The sequence below is a fragment of the Paenibacillus marchantiophytorum genome (genome assembly GCF_014640555.1).
Lineage (GTDB): Bacteria > Bacillota > Bacilli > Paenibacillales > NBRC-103111 > Paenibacillus_E > Paenibacillus_E marchantiophytorum.
On sequence record NZ_BMHE01000065.1, the window covers coordinates 19,871 to 34,563 of the forward strand.

The 14,693-nt window shown below is 51.9% G+C and carries 14 protein-coding genes; all 14 read right to left on the minus strand.

Features of this window, described 5'->3' with window-relative positions; all coding sequences use genetic code 11:
• Positions 1-7 precede the first annotated feature (7 nt).
• Entirely contained in the window at positions 8-1,504 is a 1,497-nt protein-coding gene (locus IEY34_RS32825; RefSeq protein WP_189019991.1) for a response regulator transcription factor, read from the minus strand.
• On the minus strand, positions 1,501-3,252 hold the full coding sequence (locus IEY34_RS32830; RefSeq protein WP_189019993.1) for a cache domain-containing sensor histidine kinase: 1,752 nt from the start codon (positions 3,250-3,252) through the stop codon (positions 1,501-1,503). Before IEY34_RS32830 ends, IEY34_RS32825 begins: the two co-directional genes overlap by 4 nt.
• A 12-nt stretch (positions 3,253-3,264) precedes the next feature.
• Entirely contained in the window at positions 3,265-4,077 is an 813-nt protein-coding gene (locus IEY34_RS32835) for a carbohydrate ABC transporter permease (RefSeq protein WP_189019994.1), read from the minus strand.
• On the minus strand, positions 4,077-4,994 hold the full coding sequence (locus IEY34_RS32840) for a carbohydrate ABC transporter permease (RefSeq protein ID WP_373291381.1): 918 nt from the start codon (positions 4,992-4,994) through the stop codon (positions 4,077-4,079). Before IEY34_RS32840 ends, IEY34_RS32835 begins: the two co-directional genes overlap by 1 nt.
• Before the next feature lie 89 nt (positions 4,995-5,083).
• Positions 5,084-6,424 (minus strand): ABC transporter substrate-binding protein, encoded by a 1,341-nt coding sequence (locus tag IEY34_RS32845; protein ID WP_189019998.1) that lies wholly within the window; start codon positions 6,422-6,424, stop codon positions 5,084-5,086.
• A 269-nt stretch (positions 6,425-6,693) separates the two neighbouring features.
• Complete coding sequence (locus IEY34_RS32850) at positions 6,694-7,470, minus strand: SDR family NAD(P)-dependent oxidoreductase (protein ID WP_189020000.1); 777 nt, start codon at positions 7,468-7,470, stop codon at positions 6,694-6,696.
• Between the two features lie 27 nt (positions 7,471-7,497).
• Positions 7,498-8,307, minus strand: coding sequence for an SDR family NAD(P)-dependent oxidoreductase (locus tag IEY34_RS32855; protein WP_189020002.1), 810 nt, complete (start codon positions 8,305-8,307; stop codon positions 7,498-7,500).
• Complete coding sequence (locus IEY34_RS32860; RefSeq protein ID WP_189020003.1) at positions 8,304-9,287, minus strand: sugar phosphate isomerase/epimerase family protein; 984 nt, start codon at positions 9,285-9,287, stop codon at positions 8,304-8,306. The genes IEY34_RS32855 and IEY34_RS32860 overlap by 4 nt, the downstream gene beginning before the upstream one ends.
• A gap of 300 nt (positions 9,288-9,587) precedes the next feature.
• Positions 9,588-10,355: an SDR family NAD(P)-dependent oxidoreductase gene (locus tag IEY34_RS32865; RefSeq protein ID WP_189020005.1), complete on the minus strand. Its 768-nt coding sequence runs from the start codon at positions 10,353-10,355 to the stop codon at positions 9,588-9,590.
• Positions 10,352-11,374 carry a zinc-dependent alcohol dehydrogenase gene (locus IEY34_RS32870; RefSeq protein WP_189020007.1) on the minus strand — a complete coding sequence of 341 codons (1,023 nt, stop codon included), beginning with the start codon at positions 11,372-11,374 and terminating at the stop codon, positions 10,352-10,354. Before IEY34_RS32870 ends, IEY34_RS32865 begins: the two co-directional genes overlap by 4 nt.
• 28 nt (positions 11,375-11,402) lie before the next feature.
• Positions 11,403-12,668: a mandelate racemase/muconate lactonizing enzyme family protein gene (locus IEY34_RS32875; protein WP_189020009.1), complete on the minus strand. Its 1,266-nt coding sequence runs from the start codon at positions 12,666-12,668 to the stop codon at positions 11,403-11,405.
• Positions 12,669-12,677: 9 nt separating this feature from the next.
• Positions 12,678-13,544 carry an MBL fold metallo-hydrolase gene (locus IEY34_RS32880; protein ID WP_229757953.1) on the minus strand — a complete coding sequence of 289 codons (867 nt, stop codon included), beginning with the start codon at positions 13,542-13,544 and terminating at the stop codon, positions 12,678-12,680.
• Between the two features lie 226 nt (positions 13,545-13,770).
• A complete protein-coding gene (locus IEY34_RS32885) occupies positions 13,771-14,289 on the minus strand; it encodes a TetR/AcrR family transcriptional regulator (protein WP_189020011.1) in 519 nt (172 codons plus the stop codon).
• Between the two features lie 148 nt (positions 14,290-14,437).
• Positions 14,438-14,693, minus strand: a 256-nt coding sequence (locus IEY34_RS37075; protein ID WP_229757954.1) for a hypothetical protein, incomplete at its 5' end; no start/stop codon positions are given.

The following is a 14,693-nucleotide window of genomic DNA, read 5'->3' on the forward strand; positions in this document are numbered from 1 at the left end:
GCCGCAATCAAGCCTGACTTTTGCGGTAATCGGACGGATAGCTCAGGCAATTTTCCACAAATAGCTTGGTAAAGTGCCGCGTGCTGTAATAGCCCACCTTCTCCGCGATCTGCTTCACCTGCAAATTGGTATTCAGCAGCAGTTCCTTGGCTTTCAGCATGCGGATATTCGTCAAATACTTCACAAACGGCGTCCCTGTTTTCTTATGAAACAATGTGCTCAAGTAATTCGCCGAGACGTTCAATTGATGGGCAATTTGGCCGATCCCGACGTCCTCCATATAATGCTGCTCGAGATAATGAACGACCTGCTCAATTAAATCTGCCATTACCGGTTCTCTAGGCTTAATCTCCAGCAGCCGGCTTTCTCCCAAGCTCCGCAGCTCCTTCATCATCTCCTCTTGGGTCAAAGGAGCAGCCGCGGCAATCCCTAGAGCATGCTGTATAAACTGCTGGACTGCCCGCCGATAGGCATCCTGATTAAGCCATGCAGCTTGCGGCCAAGTCCCTTCCATCTCGCTGACGGCGCTTTGGTAATTCAAATAGCCCCTAATTTGCAGATGATGCTTGATCGAGCAGAGCAGGTGGCTAGCTCTCACCTTCCTGTCATCGCCTGCCTCCGTCTGAAGCTCCGCATACGCAAGCCTCCGCCCAACACCGCATACTGCGCGCAAACTGCTCCATTGTCCCAACTGTCCAAGCTGTTGATTCAAGGAATCGAAGCCGAGGCATTCTGCGGTTTGCAGAATCGTGATTGCCGCTGCGCCCTGAAGGCTGTTCCCTGCCCTATCCCCCAGTGCATCAAAAAAGCGATGCACCTGCTCCTTGCTTGCCACCCCCTTCGCTGGGTCCCAGGAACCGATGACAGCGAGATCGCCGCTTAGTAAAGAGATCATAGCGAAATTCATGCCATATACGAGCTGACTGTGCATGCAGCCACGGAGATCGTCATAGAAACGGCTTGTAATATCCGACAATGCCTTCCCGGTACAGGTCGTATCAAAGAGACATATCGCCCCGATAAACCAGCCCTGCACAAAAATGCTATCCAACTCCTCAAACTTCATAGAAGTAAGCCCATTGCACAGAGCGAACAAGCTGTTCTCAAACTGCTGATTCAGCATGCGGATGAATTCTTTGTTATCTTTGGCCGTATTCGCGAGCGCCCGCTCCAGCTCTATGGGATTCACCGGTTTGAGCAAATATTCCGACGCTCCCAGCTTCATTGCTTCCTGTGCGTAGGCAAAATCCGAATAGCCGCTCAAAATAATCCACTTCGTGCAGGGCGAAATGACCCTTCCGAGCTGCATCGCTTCCAGCCCGCTCATGCGCGGCATGCGGATGTCGATAATCGCTACATTAGGTCTATGCTCCTTGACCAGATCGAGCAGTTCCTCTCCATTGGAAGCTTCACCTGCAAGCTGCCATGATGTCTCCACATCCTGAACCATGCTTAGGATACTGGCGCGAATCAAGCTCTCATCATCGGCGATAATTAGTTTCACGCTCGTTTCACATCCTTTAGCGGAATGAGAATCTGTACCATCGTTCCTTCATCGATCCTGCTATGCAGCCACATAGATGCACCTTCATAGGATAGCTGCAACCGTTCTCTCACATTGCGAATCCCGAGCCCCTCCTGCTTGCCTGCAGAGTCGAATCCCACACCGTTATCGCTGATTTGAATGCATAAGGTCTCTTCGCCGCCGACGGCCGCCTGCATGTGAATATCCATGCGCAGCTCGCACTCATGATCACAAGGCTCAATGCCATGAATAATCGCATTCTCCATCATCGGCTGCAGCAGCAGCTTGGGAATCAGAATGGAGAGCGCCCTTGGATCGCAGGCGACATGCACCTGGAGACGGTCCCCGAAGCGCACCTGCTGCAGCCCGCAGTATTTGTTGATGAATTCGATTTCCTCTTGCAGCTGCGCCCAATCGTTATGCTCCAGCGTATAGCGCAGCATGCCGCTCAAGGACAAGATAGCCTTCTCCAGCTGCATGCTTTGTCCCGTTCGATTGAGGCCGATGAAGCCATTTAACGTGTTGTATAGAAAATGAGGCTGAATCTGCGATTGCAGCGCCCGATACTCCGCGTTCCGCTGACCGAGCACCGCTTTGTATTCCCGATCAATCAGCTCCCCGAGCTTGGAGATCATCGTATTCAGACTCGTGCCGAGCTGCGAAATTTCATCGTTGCCCTTGACCTGGTAGCCTGTCGTCAGATCCCCGCGCTGAACGCGTTTCATCACCTGAATCATGCGCTTGAAAGGGGTCACGATCCAGTGCGACACCGTGAAGTACAGAATCAGCGCAATCAGCAAACCACTGGCGGCAAAGGCAAATCCCAGCCAATACACGCGCTGCAAGTGGGATTCGATGAAAGCCTCAGGCGAGAGTATCGCAATTGTCCACTTGGAGCGGCTGATCGTCTCGCGCACGACGGAATATGACGCCTTCTCCGCCTTCACAGTGTGGCTGCCCGCAGCAACTTGTCCTTGCAGTTCCGGGGAAATGGGATGATTGGCGTAGATCAACTGCTCATTATCATCCAGGATAACGACGACTGCGCCCGCGCTCAAACGGATGCCTTTCATCATTTGATCCAGCAGCACCGTATCCGCATCCGCCATAATAATGCCGAGCGGACGACTGGAGTCCGGGTCCTTAATCAGTCGAGCAACAGAGAACACCTCGGCGCCCGCGAGATTCAAATAGTCCTGCTGATGAACGCCTGTGAAGGCAACGTTCCCATCGGCCTTGAGCGCCTTCTGATACCAATCCTGCCTGGCGAAAGGAAACCCTTTGACCACTTGGTCGGAGTAGCTGTTCGGCGGTGTAATATAAACAGAACCATCCATCGGCAGAAGAATGGTCCCCAGTATGTCCTTGCGCATATTGCGCAAATAATTCGGCAGCGTCTTATTCAGCATTTCTTCCGCTTCGTATTGCTCGAATGGGGTTAGCTGGTTCCACTGCTGTGACGTAGACTTCAATTTCAAGGCCCGCATGACCTCATTATTCAAATAGGGCGTTACCGTCATACGCTCCAAATCGTCCAGATACGTTTGAATATCGAACGTTAGCGCCGTCAAAGTCCCCTCCAGCAGAGAGGACTCCTGTTCTTTGATCAGATGAAGGTAATAGGAGGGCAGCTTAATCACAATACCGACAATCGGAATAACAATCGTGATGAAGAAAAGCAGCGATAAGCGCAGTCGAATGGATTGCCTGATGGTATCCCCTCCCAAAGTTATCCACAGCTAACCTTTGATCGCCCCCGACGCAAGCCCGGAAACGAAGTACCGCTGCAGAAATAAGTAGACGATCGTCATCGGAATCGCCCCCATGAACGACCCGGCAGCCACCCAGCCGACATTGCTCGTGTATTGCCCGAAGAATGTTGAAAGCGCTACCGTAATCGTTCGCATGTCTGGCTTTTGCAGGAAAAAGATCGAGAACTGGTAATCGTTCCACACAGCGACCCCGGACAAAATAATAACCGTAGCCGTCACCGGCTTGAGCAGCGGCAGGATCACGGTAAAAAATAGCTGAAACCGCCCTGCGCCATCAATCATCGCCGCCTCATCCAAATCCCTAGGAATCGTGCTGATGAAGCCCGTGTACAAGAAGATGGTCATCGGCAAGTTAAAGGTGATGAACAGCATAATGATTCCCCAATACTGATTCATCCCGCCAATATCTACCATAAACTTATACAACGGCACCAAAATAGTCAATGGGGGAACAATCAAGGCAGAGACGAATACCGCATACATCAATTTGTTCCACGTCGTCTGACGCCGGGCAAGCGGATAGGCCGCAATGGAGCCGATCACGACAATCAGGATGACCGAAATAAATGTTACGATAAAATTGCTGCGGAACGCATCCCCCAGATGCGCTTCCCGCCAGGCATCCCGGAAATTGTCGATGTAGAAGTAGCCCGGCATCATCCACTTGGAGCTGACATCATCGAACGCTTTGAGTGACGTTGTGACGAGAATATAGAAAGGCAGAATATGAATCAGGCAAATAACCAAGGAGAGAATCGTCAGCCACGGCTTCTTTTTCATCACGCATTGACCTCCCTTTTTCTCAGGAATAAGAGCGCAGAAATGCTCACGATGGAGATCATGATGAACATGAGAATCCCAATGGTCGCTGCATATCCCGCATCTTCACGCCCGAAATACAGCAAGTACATAATGGAAGATAGCGAAGCTGACGCATACCCCGGACCACTGTTGGTCAAGGCGACGATGACATCGAATAATTTCAGACCGCCAATCAGATTGAGCACCATACTTACAGTAAAAGCAGGCGCGATAAGCGGCCACGTAATATGAAGGAAACGTTTAAAAGCACTTGCTCCATCGATTGTTGCCGCCTCATAATAATCTTTGGGGATGGACTGCAGCCCCGCCAAATAAAGCACCATCGCAATACCCAAATACTGATACGTGTTGACGAAGGTAATAATCCAGACGTTGAGATTCGGATCTCCCAATAAGTTGGACGGCTGGTCATGGAACAAAAGGATGATGTCGTTGATCGCTCCGCCTTGATACTGGAAGAAGAAGTACCAAATATAGCCCATAATTAAGGAGCTTATAATGACCGGCAAATAAATGACCGTACGGACAAGTCCGCGGGTTCGAATGTTCATATTTAAGAATAACGCGTACAGCAGGCCGATGACATTCTGAAAAACGGCGCTGCCGATCCCATAAATCGCGGTGTTGCGAATGACCTTCAAAATTTCCGGATCCTTGAACATCCGTGTGTAGTTGTCGAAGCCGATCCATTTGTACCCCTGATTGTACCCATCCCAGTTCGTAAAGGAAATCTTGATCCCTTTGAAAAACGGATAAAAGATAAACACGATAAACAACAGCAGCGCCGGAATATAGAGCAAATTCAATAACGCGCCATTGCGAATCATCCGACCGATGAACGTCGATGATTTCCGCTCCTGCTTCGCCTGCGCCAGCGCAGTCCTTGCTTCCGCCATGTGAACACCATCCTCCTTCGTCGAATAGGAAGAAAAGGAGGGTGGCTGTCACCCTCCCCATCTTGCTATTACTGATTGCGCAGACGTAAATATTCGGATTTCATTTTGTCCGAGAATTGCTGTGGCGTTACGGTGCCTGCGAGCAAAGCTACGCCCGTTTTACACATAACGTCCCACATCCCGTTCGGCAGGTACACCCGATCAAAATACGGGAATACGCGAACACTCTCAAATTGTTTGTAGTAGTCCGAAAATTCATGTTTGGATTCGATGTTCTTCAAGCCGGCAGGCAGTTTGGTCGCATTGGCGATTTTGGACATATTCTCTGACTTCGCAAAGAAGGCAATCAGCTTCTTGGATTCTGCCAAATGCTTGCCGTCTTTCCAAGCGCCCATCGTGTACCGCTCGCCGCCAGAGAAGGATTGGCTGTCGCCAGCAACCATGGAGGTCAAAGGCGCGATGCCGATTTTGGCAGCTTTGTTGTATTTGTACACTTCATCTGCGAAGGAAGGGGCGCCGAAGACAAAAGCTACTTTCCCTTGCGCGAACAACTGCGGCATGTCGCTGTACTTGGCGGTCAGCACATCTTTGTTGATGTAGCCTTTTTTGTTCATGTCCTGCAGCTTCTGGGCGAGCGGAGTCCATTTATTCCAGTCGAATGTGCCGTCCAGCAAAGTTTTGGCATCATTCGCAGCCGGACTGATGTACATCGAGGTCGCATACAGATCGGAGAAGCCGCCGATCATCCCGTTATCCACACCGGACATGAAGAACGGTGTCACCGCATTGTTGCTTGAAGTTTTGATTTTCTCCGCAGCAGCCATTAGTTCATCGAACGTTTTGGGTGGTTGGATGCTGTATTTCTCCAGGATTTCGGCGTTGTAGGAAATGCCGTCTTTGGCTTCGCTCATGACCAGCGCTTCGACTTTGCCGTCTTTATCCGTCACAACGGGTTTGATCGTGTCTGTCATATTCTTAGCCCATGGCTCGTCGCGCAGATCGGCCAAATATTTGCCGTAGCGGATAATCGCCCAACCGTGGGTATCGAACACATCCGGCAAATCATTCGCCGCCATTTTAACCTTCAAAATGTTCTCATATTCCGCACCCGGAAATTGAAATTCAACAGCAATGTTCGGATTTTCCTTGGTAAAATCAGCCGCAATGCCTTTCATCATTTCTTGATTCGGCAGCTCCGTAATCGTGCTGTAAACAGTCAGCTTTAATTTATCCCCACTCGGTTTCGCATCAGGTGTGCTCGTCGTTGCTGCGGCTGTTGTCGGTGCGGTCGTGCCTGAATTCCCCTTGTTGTCTGTCGATGTCCCTGAACTCGGTCTGCTGGAACAACCCACAAGAATCATGGAAATCGTTAAGATCACAGCTACGACGCTCAAAAGTGTTCTTCTCATGTGTACGAATCCTCCCTTATCATGAATGGACCTGATGACACCGACTGTATCGATTTATACAGTTTGTATCACACCCTTATCATAACAGGAATGATTGCGCTTACAAGTGTACTAAATCTACGGTGCGAGCGCTATTTTTCATATGAGGAATATCGACAAATTAAATGAAAATGACACCTTCGCGTACCGGATTTTTGGTGAAAACGAGGCTTCCTGCGCCGATAAATGCAATCTTTGTCATCTGAAATTCCCTCCACTTCGAATTGTCGCTACCTGATACTGATGCCGCCATCCACCGTCAATTGCTGGCCCGTAATTTGATCCGCGAAGTCTGACATCATGAAGACCACCGCTGAGGCAATATCATTGCCCGTCTGCATGCGACCCATGGGCATCCGCTTAATCGCCTTCTCGAGCGTATCGCCATTTTCCCCACTCGCTGCTATCCGGGCCATTTCCCCATCCGAAGCTACCCACCCGGGATGAATGCAGTTCACTCTAACGCGATGTTTCGCTAATGTACTCGCCAAATTGCGCGTCAGCGTCACAACCCCGCCTTTGGAAATCGCATAGGCCAGCATATCTGACGCGCCCGTCGCCGCATGCAGCGAGCCAATATTGACGATGCTTCCTCCGCCTCTGCTGATCATTCCGGGAACCGCAGCTTGGCACATGAGATAGACACCCTTGAGGTTGATGCCTATGACACGATCCCACAACGCTTCATCCGTTTCAGACAAAGTAGCTCGCGGGAAAATGCCGGCATTATTCACCAACATATCCAGACCGCCGAATTCCTGCTCAGCATATGCCGCCAACTGCGCAACATCGTTTCCCTGCGACACGTCGCAGCGGAAGAATCTTGCGGCATAACCGTCCTGACGCCATCTGGCAGCTACCGCCTCCCCTTGCTCATCCACATCGGCGATGATCACGTTCGCGCCATAGCGAATGAATTGTGCGGCAATGTCAGCGCCAATGCCTTTGGCCGCTCCCGTCACAAGCGCGGTTTTGCCGGCAAAATTAAAACCAGCCGTATCCTTCATCGTGCAGCCTCCTCCCTCGCTAGAACGCTAGAATTCGTAAGCTCCTTCACTTGCTGCCTTCTCATAGGCCACTCGCGGAATTTGTGTCGCCAACTTCCCTCCGCTAATATCGATCATGGTCCCGGTGATATATCCGGCATAATCGGAGGCCAAGAAGCAGATCAAGTGAGCGACATCGTCCTTTTTGCCCCAGTGGCGGAACGTTAGAGTGTCCAAGAGACGCTGCTGCTGCGGTTCCTGCAAATCGGCGAAATGATTCATATCCGTCGGAATCATCCCCGGCGCGTAGCAATTGACGGCGATGTTCCACGGTCCCAGCTCGCCTGCCAGCACGCGGGTGAATTGTTCCACGCCTGCCTTCGAGGAAGCGTAAGCTGCACTGCCATAGCTCGGCACGATGGCCGCGAAGGAGGCTGCGTTCATGATGCGGCCTGATTGCTGCTTTTTCATCACAGGAGCTACAGCCTTGCACATCAGGAACGTCCCCTTGAGATTAATATCAAGGTTCAAATCCCAAATTTCTTCCGCCAGCACATCGATCGGAGCTCCGCTCGCTACCCCGGCGTTATTGACCAAAATGTCGATATGTCCGTAACGTTCCACGATCTGATCGATCACTTGTTGAATCTGCGTGGCGTCGCGAACATCACAGACGTATTGGCTGCCTTTCAAGCCTTTGGCTGTGAATTCTTTGCCCATGTCTGTGAGCAAGGCTTCATTGATGTCCGTAATTACCGTAATCACGCCTTCTTGCGCAAGCGTCAGGGCAATCTCCCTGCCAATCCCCCGACCTGCTCCTGTCACAATCGCCACTTTGCCCGCCAAATCAATGTTCACGTCGTCCGCCCCCCTCTCGCCTGCACCGCACCTTGCATATATGCCACGCTCGTCAGCAACTGCCGCTGTTCATAGGCTATAATCTCGTCTTCGGTTGCTCCTTGTTCAAAAGGGGTTCGCCAATCCCCCATCGATTTGGCATTCGTCTGCACAAAACGTAGAAGTCCCGCTAACTGTGCGGCTGAACGGACCGGATACTCCGGCCAATAATCGTCGCAAAGCACTCTGGTATGCCGAGCCTCCAAAGCGCCAAGCTCCATCGACATATTCACTTCCGGGCAATACGTTTCGAAAACTTGGAAAAGCGCGGGAAAATCAACGACCCCTTGACCTAACGGACAGCGAACCAGACGATATCCTTCCTCGCTTAGGTAGGCCCAATAATCTTTGAGGTGAACGTGCTTCAAGTGAGGGGCTATTTTTCTGGCAAAGTGGACAGGTTCCTCCGCGGTTGCCAGCGGATTGCCCGTATCGAGGGTGATGCCGAAGTTAGGGGAATCGATTTCTTCACAGAGCCACAAGAGCTCCTCCGAGGCCAGATCCTGATGATTTTCCACGGCTAGCGTCACGCCGGCTTTCGCTGCAGCTAGGGCTGCTTCGCCGAGGCCCGACAGAACTTCTTCCATGAATGCCGGCCAACGACCGGCCATCTTCCGTCGGTCGCCGCCGAAATCCGCGCCGCCTACTACCGTGCGCACTGTTGGCGCGCCCAACTGCACGGCCGCTTCCAGAGCCTGCGCTAGCGGCTTGGGAGCGTAGCTGCCGGAGGCGACGACGAGGTACTGCCCGCCTTCGCGCGCACGGCGAGCCAAGGCGGCGACGTCCTCGCCTTCGAGCAGCGAGAGCGGCAGCTCGATGCCCTGCAGGTTCAGCTGCGCAGCCTGTTCCAGAAGCTGCGATGCCGTGATGCGAGCGCGGCTCGACTGTGGATGTATGCCCATCATAAACGTAGTGCCGTAGACAGCAAGACCAAGTTTCATGATTGTTCACCCTTTTCCATGAGATATGGTGATATTCGGGGGAGTGCTCCAAATGTGCAATCGCGAGTCGATTTCGGTACGAATAAGAGTCTTTGTAGACTCTTATCTACACCAAAGTTGAGGATTTGAGGATAATAAGAGTCTTTGGAGGCTGTTATCTGACACCAATTGGAGAAAATTGCTGCAATCGGTGAAAATAAAAGTCCTTAAAGACTCCTATCTGCTCCGAAGTCGACGATTTAAAGCGAATAGAAGTCTTTGAGGACTTCTAAATCACGCAGAGGAAGCTGCACTTAATACTTACCTCGCCGTCCAGCCGCCATCAACAACCATCGAGGCTCCTGTCATGAAACTGGACGCGTCCGAAGCCATATAGATCACAGCACCGATAATTTCCTCCGGCCTCCCCCACCGGCCCAAAGCAATATTGTCCACGAAAAATCGATTCGCTTCCGGATTGTTCATCACGACGGTATTCAGCTCTGTCGCAATCGGGCCAGGGCATAGCGCGTTCACCGTTATGTTGAACGGAGCCCACTCCAAGGCCAGCACCTTGGTGAGCTGGATAAGCCCGCCTTTGCTCGAACAGTAGGCGCCTCTCTCCGGAAGCGCGATGCTGCCGAGCATAGAGGACATATTGATGACCCTTCCGTAGCGCTGACTTTTCATCGTCTTGGCAACGGCGCGCGCGCAGAGGAACGGAGCCTTCAAGTTCGTGTTCTGCACGAGGTCCCAGCTCGCCTCATCGTAATCCTCAATCGGCTTGCGCACATTCACTCCCGCATTATTGATTAGAATGTCGATGCGCCCAAACACCTCAACAGCAGAAGCAACCATCGCCTCCACTTGCTCGGCCACCGTTACATCAACAGCTAGCCCAAGCGTGCGACGACCTGTCGACTGGGCAATCGCTCCGGCCGCTGCTTCCGCCTTCTCCCTCTCGCGACTCGTCACAATCACACTGGCCCCAGCTTCCGCCAAAGCCTGCGCCATCACAAAGCCCAACCCCCGTGTCCCGCCAGTAATTAACGCAACACGGCCATCCAACTTAAAAAGCTCCAGACTCATCGCATGGATTCCTCCTTATCGTGGTCAAGCGTTAACAGAATCTTGGCGATTTTGCCGGGATTCTGAATGAGCGTTTCGAAGCAAGCTCCCCCTGTTGCAAGGGGTGCCAGCAGCGTCCACGGCGACAGGCTCACACGCCCTTCGCTGATCCACTGCAAGGCCGTTTCGAAGTCATCGGAATGGTAGGCAAACGCCCCTGTCAGCTGAATTTCGCTGCGGATTATCAGATTGATCGGCAAGCTGCTACTCTCCTCATGAAGTCCCGTGAACACGACCCGTCCGCCTGGCCTTACGGACTCCACACACATTTGCCGCGTTATCTCCATTCCGACAGCATCAACCGCAGCGTCGAACTTGCTTTCTCCATCTGAGCCGAGACTGTCCAAGCGCGTCGCCGTAATGGCCCCCAGCTCCTTGGCAATCTCCAAGCGCTGCTCATTGATATCGATCAGCACGATGTGCTGCAAGCCATACACTTTGGCTGCCTGCAGCGCCAAGAGTCCGATAGGCCCCGCTCCCATGATGAGCAGACGATCCGTTGGTAGCGGTTTCAACAACTTGCAAATATGCACCGCACAAGCAAAAGGCTCCGTAAATGCCCCTTCATCGAAGGTGACATGATCCCCCAAAGCGTAGACATTCCGCTCAGTGATGGCTACATATTCGGCGAAAGCCCCAGGGCGATGCGCGCCGATCAATTTGCGCTCCGCGCACAGCTGGGCAGCGCCTGTGGTGCAAGCCCGGCAGCGTCCGCAGGACACGAGCGGATTCGCCGTTACGCGATCTCCCCGCTCGAAACGGGAGCTCCCGCTGCCTACTTGCGCAATCACGCCGGCAAATTCATGTCCCATAATAAGCGGCGGCTTCCGCAGCGAATTATGTCCCAAATAGCCGCTTAACTCCGAACCGCAAATCCCCACGCGTTCTACCCGAATTAATACCTCATCTGCGCCAAGAGGGGGCACATCCACCTCTCGCATGGTCATGCTGCGGGGTCCTTCATACACCAAAGCCTTCATGGTTACGCGCCTCCACCGCTCAGGATACTTACTCGTTTTTCAAACGCTTCTCCCAACCTTGCTTAAACAAAGGAATCCAATGACCAGGATCATACGGGTGCTTCGCCATCTCTTCCAAATTCAAATCAATCCCCAACCCATGGCCTTCCGGCGGACGAAGATAGCCCTGCTCCACCTTGAGCGGCGGGATTAACAACTGCTCTTCCCACGGTTCATTAAATTCATCGAAAATTTCATGAAGGAAGAAATTCGGCGTCGCCATATTCAAATGTGCGCAGACGACGGAGCAGATCGGACCCTGCGCGCTGTGCGGAGCGGTAACCCCGTTGTGCGCATGCACCATGCCGCAAATCTGCTTGGAAGCCGAGATGCCGAGATACTGCGGCTCCAACTGAATGATATGAACCGCATCATGCCTTAGCAGCTCAGCGAATTGCTCGCGATTGTAGTAGTCCTCCCCGCAAGCAACAGGCACGGGACTGCGCTTCGCGACCTCGACCATCGAGGAGATGCGCTGCGGTGGCACCGGCGCCTCGAACCAAGTCGGCTGATAAGGCAGCATCGCATCGGCGAACTGCAAGGCGGTGTGCACGCTGAACCGATTGTGCCCCTCGATGAGAATGTCCACATCGGGCCCCACCGCCTCCCGCACGGCTGCGATAATTTCGAGCCCCGCCTGAAAGTCCTTTCTCTCCACGGTTCGCCAAGCGTTGCCGAATGGGTCGAACTTCAGCGCCGTGTAGCCTCTGGCGACGACCTCCTTCGCTTTATCGTGGAAGCTCTGCGGCTCGCGGGGCCCTCGGTACCAGCCGTTGGCGTAGCAGCGCAGCTTTTCGTGGCATTTGCCGCCCAGCAGCTTATAGAGCGGTTGCTCGGCTAATTTGCCGATAATGTCCCAGCAAGCGGTTTCAATTGCCGCTAAGGCAGAACCTTGAATCTGGCCCCCGTCCGAATACACATCGCGGGTCATTTTCAAAGCAATCGTCTCCACATCATGCACATCCATACCGATGTACAGATGCTTGAGTTCATGGATCGCAGCCTCCACCGTTTTGGCGAAACCATTCAAGGTCCCTTCCCCGATGCCATAAATACCTTCTTTGGTATGCAGCTTAACAAAAAGCCAGTTCTTCCAAGAGTTGCCGACGATGAATGTCTCTACATGTGAAATGATCATAGCGCTTCCTGCCCTTCTTCCTGTATTCTTCCCGTTTTGAAGCAGCAGCTCATGTACGATGTTCTTGATTATGCGGATGACTTCGCCAGGCCAATTCCACACCGATGCGGTAGGCATCCACTTGGCTCATGACAAGCCATTCCCTGCTTTAAAAGCATTCGGCGACACGTATACATACCTTTTTCCCCGCGCTAAAATCTGGCATTTCAGTTCTGGATATTTCTCATTCAGTTCATCCACAAAATGTCCCGGACGCTCTGTATTCCCCGCAAAGGTTTCATAATGCAGTGGAATCACCGTATCCACCTGCAGCTCCGCAGCCAGCTCCGCAGCCTCGCGATAATTCATATTGCCGACGATCCCCTGCTTCGTCCGAAAGTAATCCCGACCATTGATCGGCAGCATCGCCAGATCAATAGAGTGGCCGCGCAGCAGTTCCAGCAGCCCCGGATACACCAAGGTATCTCCAGCGTGATACAGCGTGACGCCATTCAGCTCGATGATGTAGCCTACATAGCGATGCTGCCCTTGCGCATTTGTTTCCAATTCTTCGTGAGCGGCCGGAATCGCATGAATCCTCAACTCAGAGTCAAATAAGGATAGCGGCTTATCTGTATCCGCATCTACAATGTTGGAGGCCTCACCTCCGAGACTCAAAAGCCGTTCTCGGCACGCTGCCGGAGCAATTGTTAGCGCTTTCTCATTCTGTTTTACGACTACGCGCAGCGTGCCGGGATCTAGATGATCTTCATGTTCATGCGTTATGAGGCATAGATCCGCATTCGTAATCGCTTCGGGTGTAATCGGAGGCTGATACATCCTCTTAACTCCTTGTTTCTCCAGGTCATCCGAGACGAACGGATCGATATACATCGTGATGCCTGCCCCTTTGATAATGACGCTCTCCTGCCCCAGGAACCAAATGCCAAGCGTCCCATATGGAACGCGGGTATTGTTTATTTCCTGAATGATCGAATGATCGTGCTGTTCCACCCAATTCCCTCCTGCGCTTGATAAATTTACTGCTTTCATTAGCATTGTATCAAATATAACGGCTGGGTATTTGCCCAAAGTAGAAAACATGTTGGACTTTTCCGATAGGCGGTTACTCGCGCGCCCTCCCCTAGATACTCTACAGCGTTCTCCCATCCATCTATTTAACTCCACCACCAGTAGCTATTTATTGATTGATCAATTACTTTCGGTGAAAAAATGATGATTATCTCTTTAACATCAAATCCGGCATATTCAGTGCCATGGACACATTACACAGCATGCCTCTTGCCAAAAATATCGCCGTCCGCTCTTCCGGATCTTCGATTCCTGCTTGTTGGAAAGATTCCAAAACCAACTGTTTCACATCGCTCATTCCCTGGGTCATTGCTGCCCGGATCGGTGTTTCCATAATCGTCTGTGCTTGCATCTGAAGCAAGATCTCATTCCGGTGAGATTCCATGATTTGTTCATAAGCACGAATGAAGCCCTCTTCTAGAAGCGCTGGCTCAACCGTATTCCTTACGATTTGAAAAGCCTGCAGAATTCGCTGCCAAGACAGTTCCAATGCGGCGACGAGCAAAGATTCTTTCGTAAAAAAACGGTACACATACGGCTGGGAAATTGCTGCACGTTCAGCAACTTGCGCAGTTGTCGCCCGATAGTAACCCAGCTCTGCGAAAACCTCAATAGCAGCGGAAATAATATCATTGCGTCGATCCACCGATGTTGTGCCTTTGACCATGACTCGTATCCTCCTTTCTAGCCTAATTATTGATTGACCAATCACTAACTCAAGTCCTCCGACGTTCATAAGAAAAACGGCTTCGCGGCCTTGAGAGATCAGCCTCTTCTTAGCGACAAAACCGAGAGAGGGAACTACAGTACCCTATTTAGGCAAAAGCAGGAGTGCGAGGGTCCTGGCGGAAATACAGGGTCTTATTTCGACGAAAAGCGCTGAATTTTCCTTCAAACAGCAAAATAGCGCCCTGTAGTTCCCTCAACCTGGCGATAAGGGCACTTTTTGCAGAAGCTTTGCAAAATATATGACATGATAAGGCATTGTGCTCCTTAGCGGCTGATTCACCTTTACGGAGCACATGCCGACTAGGAGGAAATTCAAAAAAATTTATAATAAGGTTTATATTT

Excerpts from the sequence above, each read along its gene's own strand:
- IEY34_RS32875 (WP_189020009.1), bottom strand. The coding sequence starts at position 12,668 with ATGCCTACCGCATCGGTGTGGAATTGGCCTGGCGAAGTCATCCGCATA.
- IEY34_RS32850 (WP_189020000.1), bottom strand. The coding sequence starts at position 7,470 with ATGAAGGATACGGCTGGTTTTAATTTTGCCGGCAAAACCGCGCTTGTG.
- IEY34_RS32835 (WP_189019994.1), bottom strand. The coding sequence starts at position 4,077 with ATGAAAAAGAAGCCGTGGCTGACGATTCTCTCCTTGGTTATTTGCCTG.
- IEY34_RS32885 (WP_189020011.1), bottom strand. The coding sequence starts at position 14,289 with ATGGTCAAAGGCACAACATCGGTGGATCGACGCAATGATATTATTTCC.
- IEY34_RS32845 (WP_189019998.1), bottom strand. The coding sequence starts at position 6,424 with ATGAGAAGAACACTTTTGAGCGTCGTAGCTGTGATCTTAACGATTTCC.
- IEY34_RS32860 (WP_189020003.1), bottom strand. The coding sequence starts at position 9,287 with ATGAAACTTGGTCTTGCTGTCTACGGCACTACGTTTATGATGGGCATA.
- IEY34_RS32865 (WP_189020005.1), bottom strand. The coding sequence starts at position 10,355 with ATGAGTCTGGAGCTTTTTAAGTTGGATGGCCGTGTTGCGTTAATTACT.
- IEY34_RS32870 (WP_189020007.1), bottom strand. The coding sequence starts at position 11,374 with ATGAAGGCTTTGGTGTATGAAGGACCCCGCAGCATGACCATGCGAGAG.